The organism is Rhizobium sp. YS-1r (assembly GCF_000757525.1).
GTDB lineage: Bacteria > Pseudomonadota > Alphaproteobacteria > Rhizobiales > Rhizobiaceae > Neorhizobium > Neorhizobium petrolearium.
Genome location: NZ_JPYQ01000054.1, coordinates 1 through 7396 on the forward strand (window position 1 = coordinate 1; position 7396 = coordinate 7396).

Below are 7396 nucleotides of genomic sequence, written 5' to 3' on the forward strand. Positions count from 1 at the left end.
TGCCAATTCTGGGCATAGAACAACCCGTCATAATCTCTGAGACGTCACACTAGTGACAACTTTAAGATCCGCATCGTTCGATGCAAGAAGGTTGATTTCTCAGTGCGTTAGATAATCAGACGCACTACCCGCGGTTCGATTCTGTTCAACTGCAAATGATCGCGGATGAAGGGGACAGGTTCCAGACCCTTTACCCAGGAAGCCATATGCAAACATGTCCAGGCGCCACCGCCGAGGTGACCTCGACGGAGCACCGCTATGTCCAGATTACAAATTTCAGCGTCTGCGTGAGGCACCACGGGGCAGATCAGCGACCTCAATGATGCAATGGTGGCGGTCTCACGCCGCGACTTGGCTCTTGCCAAAGCTGTCGCGAACATCCCTTGCGGGTGAGGCTCCAAACATCCGGCCATATTCGCGCGTGAACTGGGGCACGCTTTCGTAGCCAACGGAATAGGCCGCATTGCTGATCGGCGCACCTTCGGAAATCATCATCCGCCGCGCCTCGATGAGGCGCAGTTGCTTCTGGAATTGGAGCGGCGACAGAGATGTGACGACGCGGAAGTGGTGGTGGAATGAGGAAAGGCTCATCCCGGCGACTTCGGCCAATTGTTCCACCGTCAGCGTCTCCGCATAAGCGCTTCTGATGAGAGCGACGGACCGCCCGATCCGGCTTGCATGGCTGTCGGTGACGCCGAGCGCACGGATGCCTGCGCCGTGCCGACCTGTCAGCAGCCAGAAATGCATTTCGCGGATCAGCTGATTTTGCAGGACAGGGATCGAAGCCGGACGATCAAGAAGTCGCATCAGGCGCAGAGCCGTGTCGGCGACTTCCGCTTCTGTCGGGTCGACGCGGATGGGAACGCCCGTATCCGCTTGGGCAATGCCGATGTCCATGACGAGCGACTGCGTCACCGCCAGATCGATATCGAGAACAAGCGAGTAGTAAGGGACGCCGGCATTGGCCCGCGTGATCTGGCTGACATTCGGGACGTCGGCGGCAATCAGCAAGGAATCTCCAGCCCCGAAATCGAAGGTCGTGCTGCCCATGGTCACGCGCTTGGCTCCCTGAAGAACGAGGGCGACCAGCGGTTTGGAAATCGCATATTGCATTTCGCTCGGCGCCGTCGCTCGCATGGCAAAGAGCCCGGGTATAGGCGTGCGCGCAACACCGTACTTGTCGGCATTGGCGTCGGCGAAACGGCACACGCATTCCAGGAGAGTGCTGTTCATTGTGGTCCATTCCGATCCATCAGAATGCAGACATCCTAAAGGGCGAGCGGACCTCCCCGCAAGCGGCCTTGGCGGATTAGGCAAGGATTCTGGATTCGGCGGCAACCCCGACCGGGGTGGCTTGCGATAGCTTGCTCTCATTCGGAAGCGACCGGCTTCCGGATCAATGAGCAAGGAGAAAGTCATGACCAACCTGAAGGACCGCAACATCCTGGTACTGGCAACCGACGGCTTCGAGGATGCCGAACTTTACAGCCCGCGCCAGTCGCTCCTCGACGCTGGAGCGCGAGTTGTCTTGGCTTCGCCCAAGGGCGGCCCAATCCGCGGCTGTGTCTACAATGCCGAGACCGGCAACTCGGACGAGTCGAGCGAGACGATCACGCCGGACCGACTGATCGCGGATATCGACGCTGCTGACTTCGATGCCCTCGTCCTGCCCGGCGGCGTGGTCAATCCCGACAAGCTGCGAATGGACGAGAAGGCGATTGCTCTGGTGAAGGGGTTCGCCGCCGCCGGTAAGCCGATCGCCTCGATCTGCCATGGCCCCTGGCTTCTGGTCGAGGCCGATGTGCTGCGCGGTCGCCGCGCCACGGCTTGGTACTCCATCCGGACCGATCTGAAGAACGCCGGTTCGACCGTGGTCGATGCCGAAGTGGTGGTGGATGGCAACCTCATCACCAGCCGGATGCCGTCCGACATCCCTACCTTCACGAAGGCGATCGTCAGCTCGCTTCAGGGCTGACCTCCGGGGCATGGCACTGGCGAACATCAAGAGGACGCGAGAATGACGAGCAAGTTTCAGCTTCTGATAAACGGTGATCACCGCGAGGGTTCGGAAGGCGCCGCCGTCGATGTAATTAATCCTGCCACGGGTGACAGTCTCGGACAGGTGGCCTACAGCTCGACGGCGGATATTGAAAACGCGCTCGCCGCCGCCCGGCGCGGCCTGCAATCCTGGCAGGCGGTGCCGGCCTGGGAGCGTGGCCGCATCCTGAAGGATGCCGCCAGCATCATCCGCCGCGACGCAGGCCGGATCGCGCACATCTTGACTCTGGAGCAGGGCAAGATCCTCTCCCAGGCGCGCGACGAGGTTCATCGCGCCGCCGACTTTATCGAATGGGGAGGGGAGCAGGCCCGACGGATCGCGGGCCGCATCGTGCCGGGACGGCAAGCTGGCCAGCGCATTGAGGTCCAGCCGCATCCGATCGGCGTCGTCGCGGCATTGACGCCCTGGAACTTCCCGATGGCGCTCGCCGCCAAGAAGTTCGCCGGCGCATTGGCGGCCGGCTGCGCCATCATCTGCAAGCCGTCACAGGAAACGCCCGGTTGCGTCCTGGCAATGGGAGAGGCCCTGCTGGAGGCAGGCGTTCACCCGGCGGCGCTGGCCGTCGTCTTCGGGGACGCCGATCAAATCTCAACCCAGCTCATCGAGTCCCCGATCATCGCGAAGATCACCTTTACGGGCTCGATCCCGATCGGCAAGAAGCTCGCTGCGGCGGCGGGACTTCGCATGAAGCCGGTGACCATGGAACTCGGTGGCCATGCGCCGGTCGTCGTCTGCGGCGATGTGGACCCGGCGGCGACCGCGGAACTGCTGGCGCGGGCCAAGTTCACCAATGCGGGACAGATCTGCCTCTGCCCCTCCCGCTTCTTCGTCGAGGAAAGCATTGCCCAGCCCTTTGCAAGACGCTTTGCCGAGGTCGCCAAGGGGCTGAAAGTCGGAGACGGTCTGGATCCAGCCACCGATGTAGGCCCCCTGGCCAGCGAGCGGCGTGTCGAGGCCATAGCCCTCCTCGTCGACGATGCGCGAGAACGGGGTGCGACCATCCTCGCCGGTGGAGAACGCCTCGGTGAGCGCGGCTTCTTTTATGCTCCGACAGTCCTGACGGAGGTGCCGGAGGACGCTGCCGTCCTCCACGAGGAGCCGTTCGGTCCCGTCGCGCCGATCCTGCCTTTTTCCGATGAAGAGGCTATGCTTGAGGCTGCGAACGGGCTCGAATTCGGGCTGTCGGCCTATGTTTTCACCCATGACGGCAGAAGGCAGCGCCGACTTGTCGACGCGCTGCAATACGGCGCCGTTTCGGTGAACGGCAGCCTGGCGCATCTGCCCGAAGCCCCACTGGGCGGCTGGAAGGACAGCGGAATCGGGACCGAGGGCGGCATCGAGATCCTCGAGCCCTACACCATCACCAAGCACGTCAACCTCGCCTGACCGAAGCAGCAACGAACCAGGTGCCGAACGAACGGCACCTGGGGCGCGAGCGGAGCCCGACCCATGTTGCCCATCGATTACCCCGCAATTCCCCTCTCATTTGTGGCCGGACCGGCCGTTCTGGCGAATGTTTGCGCCATTCTCCAGGACAGGGTGAACATTCGCCATGCCCATTCGGTCGATCAGTGGAGAAGTCTTCAGTCCCTCCGCGCCGGGCAAGGCGGAAAGGCAGCCAGGCTTTACTCGGATACTGACGTGGCAGTTGCGCTTTCCGGCCGACGGGTTCGCCTTCAGCTGCGTGCGACGGAACTGTTGACGCTGGGGACATGCAGCTTCGGCGTGACCAGCCTGCTTTCACTCGGATGGTCGATACTCGCCAATGCGGAAATCAATCGGAGCGCGGCACTTTTTTCCGTATCAACGATCTTCTGCGCGTCGGTCGGGCTTCTCATTCTCATGACGGTGGCCCTGACCGTCATCCAGGAAAGCGCCAGTGCGCGTGCATTGATGCGCGTGCATTTCCTCAGCTCGCCTTCTCAGGCGGAAGCCGCCGGAGATCAGCCGTGAGCTCGCTGTCTCTCCTCGACTCCCCTTTGTTCGGCGGCGGCTTCGTCAATGGCGAAATGCGCAGCCTGTTCGACAGTAGTGCCTTTGTTGACCGGTGCGTCGAAACCGAAGTCGCACTCGCTACAGCCGAAGCGCGTCTTGGTCTCATCCCCGAGGCCGCAGCCGCTTCGATCGCCACCGCAGCCCGGACGATCCGTTTCGACATGACCCGACTTGCGCGCGAGACGGAGCTCGTCGGCTATCCGATCCTGCCGATGGTCGAGCAAATGGCCGATGCCTGTGGCGAGGCCGGAGGTTATCTGCACTGGGGCGCGACGACACAGGACATCATGGACACGGCCACTGTCCTGCAAATCAGGCATGCGCTCGATCTCATCGAACGGCAGCTGGACGATACTGTTGCCGCGTTGCGCAACCTGGCCGCCGAACATCGTGATACGCCGATGGCCGGGAGAACCCACCTGCAGCAGGCGTTGCCGATCACATTCGGCTATAAGGCCGGCGTCTGGCTGTCAGGTCTTGAGCGACATCGCGAACGCCTGGCGCAGATGCGCCCGCGCGTTCTCGTGGTGCAGTTTTCCGGGGCGTCGGGAACGCTGGCGTCCCTGGGGGAGCATGGGCTGGCCGTCCAGGCGGAACTCGCTAAAATCCTGGGCCTCGCGATCCCGAGGATCACTTGGCACGCCGCCCGCGACGGCATGGCGGAGGTCGTGCAGGTCCTTGCGCTGGTCTGCGGCAGCCTTGCCAAAATCGCCTTCGACGTTTCCGTCATGATGGCGACGGAACTTGGGGAGGTCTCGGAGCCCTTTGCCCGTCATCGCGGCGCGTCCAGTACCATGCCGCAAAAGCGCAATCCGATCTCCTGCGAACTCATCATCGCGGCCGCCAAAGTGGTGAGGCAGCATTCGGGCTTGATGCTCGACGCAATGGTCCACGATTTCGAGCGCGCAACGGGACCGTGGCACCTCGAATGGTCCGCCATCCCGGAAAGTTTTGCCCTGACCTTCGGGGCTCTTTTACAAGCAAGCTTCATGCTGTCCGGGCTCGTCGTCCATCCGGACCGGATGCTGGCGAACCTGGGGATCTCGAAGGGCCTGATCGTCGCAGAGGCGGTGATGATGGCACTCGCCCCCCTGACCGGTCGCCAGACCGCACATGATCTCGTCTATGCCGCCTGCCGTCGCGCGGTGGAAGCCGGCAGGCCGCTCTTCGAGGTACTCGCGGGGACGCAGGAGGTGGCGATACCGCTCGGCCGTGAGCGCCTGCGTCACCTCACCGATCCCGCAAATTATCTCGGCTCTGCATCGCAGATGGTCGATCGCATTCTGCAGCCCGCACCACGTGCCGAGCTGGAGAAATAGGCAAGGCTCGCCGAGGATCCGGCAACCGCCGGACCGCGACCCCTGTCATAAAATTCCTGTCACCAACAAACGGATTGAAGGAGAACGGATATGAATACAGTTTCCATCATCACCGGCGGCAGCCGTGGCCTCGGCCGCAACACCGCAGTCAGCATCGCGCGTCATGGCGGCGACGTCATCCTGACCTACCGCAGTGGTGCTGTCGACGCGCAAGCCGTCGTGGCCGAAATCGAAGCACTCGGCCGAAAGGCGGTCGCCCTGCAGCTCGATGTGACGAACGTCGCCTCATTCAAGGCCTTCGCGGACAATGTTCGCAATGCCCTGTCGGCGACTTGGGGCCGCGACACATTCGACCATCTCGTCAACAATGCCGGCCAGGGCGAAATGGCAAGCTTCGCTGAGACGACCGAGGCCCAGTTCGACGCCCTCTTCAACACCCATGTCAAAGGCGTCTTCTTTCTCACCCAGACCCTGCTGCCGCTGCTGGCAGATGGCGGTCGGATCGTCAACTTCTCCTCGGGCCTGACGCGTGTCTCGGCTGCCGGTTTCTCGGCCTATTCCGCGGCCAAGGGCGCCGTCGAGATCCTGACCCTCTACATGGCCAAGGAACTGGCCGAACGCGGCATCACCGCCAACACGGTGGCCCCGGGGGCCATCGAGACCGACTTCCTCGGCGGTGCCGTTCGCGACATGCCCGATCTCAACAAACAGTTCGCCGGCATGATTGCGCTCGGTCGTGTGGGCGTCCCCGACGATATCGGGCCCATGGTGGCGAGCCTTCTCGGCCCGGACAACCGCTGGATTACCGCACAGCGGATTGAAGTATCAGGCGGCCAGGTGATCTGACGAAAACAGCCAGGGGCTGCCGCAAAACCCGGTGGCAACTCCCGACCGAAGCAGGGGAGCATGAGGAATTGTGGGGCGGGGTTAGACAGAGTATGTAGCCGGCATTGAATTTCGATGAGGTCGGCCGGGCGTAAGGAGGGCAAAATGGAAAGCAAAGACCGGCGGGAGACGCCCTCCCCACAATTCCTCATGCTCTCCCGGCAGGGCTAACCGATTTCGTCGAATACGATCCGGCCTCGGCCATCAAGTTCACCATTTTGCGGCTGCGGCCGAGCGGCAGCCCCGGGGATGCCGACATCTTCGGCGCCCAGCAATATGCGCCATTCCTGGATGTCGAGGTCGACATTCCGGACTGATGCGGGCGCTGGGGAGCGGCGAGATGGGCACTTTCCCTGCTGCAGGAATGTCATCCCGGTCCGAACCTCTCAACATCGAGCAGCGGTGGACGCCGCCTGTGAAAATAGTCTTCGCGAGGGCTTCATTGGAAATTAACCGGACTCTATTTTCATATCCGCGATACTGATTTGGCATTTGCCGATCCGGGAGGGGACATGTCTATATTCACCACACGCAAGACCAAAGATATTTCAGAATTGAAGGCCCAGCTACAGGCTGTCAGCGAGCGTTCCAGCCTGCTTGACGAGGCATGCGGTATCGGTTTGTGGGAGGCTGTCCTGCACAATGGCGACGCCATGCATCCACAAAGCCGCTGGACATGGTCCGCCGAGTTCCGGCGCATGATCGGTTACGACAGCGCCAAGGATTTCCCCAACGTCGTTCAGTCATGGTCCGAGCGCCTTCATCCCGATGATGTCGCCCCGACATTCGCAGCATTCGGCGGGCACCTGACGGACAAAACGGGACGTGCTCGATACAATGTGACGTATCGCCTGAAGATGCGGGACGGTTCCTACCGCTGGTTTCGCGCGACCGGCGGGTGCATTCATCAAGCCGATGGCATCACCATCCGGGCCTGCGGCTCCCTGACGGATGTCCACGAGGAAATCCTGCTGAAGGAGAAGACGGCGAGGGAAGCGGAAGAAGACCGGATTACGGTCGAGGCGCTCGGCCAGGGCCTGTCGGCGCTTGCCGGCGGGGATCTTACCTACCGGATTACCGCCGGTTTGCGCAGAAGGCAGCCGCCTTGAAATCAGATTTCAACACGATGGCAGACAAT

8 protein-coding genes are annotated in these 7396 nt (G+C 62.1%); 7 read left to right on the forward strand and 1 reads right to left on the reverse strand.

The genetic code is table 11. The annotated features are described in order from the left end of the window. Window positions 1–339 precede the first annotated feature (339 nt). Window positions 340–1233, reverse strand: a complete 894-nt coding sequence (locus tag JL39_RS22780; protein WP_037156277.1) for an AraC family transcriptional regulator — start codon at window positions 1231–1233, stop codon at window positions 340–342. Between the two features lie 184 nt (window positions 1234–1417). Here JL39_RS22780 and JL39_RS22785 point away from each other — a divergent pair, with 184 nt between their 5' ends. From JL39_RS22785 to JL39_RS31770, 7 genes are all read left to right on the forward strand, one after another. After that, a complete protein-coding gene (locus tag JL39_RS22785) occupies window positions 1418–1975 on the forward strand; it encodes a type 1 glutamine amidotransferase domain-containing protein (RefSeq protein ID WP_037156279.1) in 558 nt (185 codons plus the stop codon). 42 nt (window positions 1976–2017) lie between these two features. Continuing rightward, window positions 2018–3445 carry an NAD-dependent succinate-semialdehyde dehydrogenase gene (locus tag JL39_RS22790; RefSeq protein ID WP_037156281.1) on the forward strand — a complete coding sequence of 476 codons (1428 nt, stop codon included), beginning with the start codon at window positions 2018–2020 and terminating at the stop codon, window positions 3443–3445. Between the two features lie 255 nt (window positions 3446–3700). Next, a complete protein-coding gene (locus tag JL39_RS32640; protein WP_244446950.1) occupies window positions 3701–4012 on the forward strand; it encodes a hypothetical protein in 312 nt (103 codons plus the stop codon). Next, window positions 4009–5373: a 3-carboxy-cis,cis-muconate cycloisomerase gene (gene pcaB, locus JL39_RS22800; protein WP_037156285.1), complete on the forward strand. Its 1365-nt coding sequence runs from the start codon at window positions 4009–4011 to the stop codon at window positions 5371–5373. Before JL39_RS32640 ends, pcaB begins: the two co-directional genes overlap by 4 nt. A gap of 90 nt (window positions 5374–5463) precedes the next feature. Beyond that, window positions 5464–6219: an SDR family oxidoreductase gene (locus JL39_RS22805; protein WP_037156287.1), complete on the forward strand. Its 756-nt coding sequence runs from the start codon at window positions 5464–5466 to the stop codon at window positions 6217–6219. Between the two features lie 182 nt (window positions 6220–6401). Further along, window positions 6402–6575 carry a DUF4387 family protein gene (locus tag JL39_RS32830; RefSeq protein WP_081952955.1) on the forward strand — a complete coding sequence of 58 codons (174 nt, stop codon included), beginning with the start codon at window positions 6402–6404 and terminating at the stop codon, window positions 6573–6575. A gap of 195 nt (window positions 6576–6770) precedes the next feature. Continuing rightward, window positions 6771–7367 (forward strand): PAS domain-containing protein, encoded by a 597-nt coding sequence (locus JL39_RS31770; protein WP_052183068.1) that lies wholly within the window; start codon window positions 6771–6773, stop codon window positions 7365–7367. The last annotated feature ends 29 nt before the right edge of the window (window positions 7368–7396 follow it).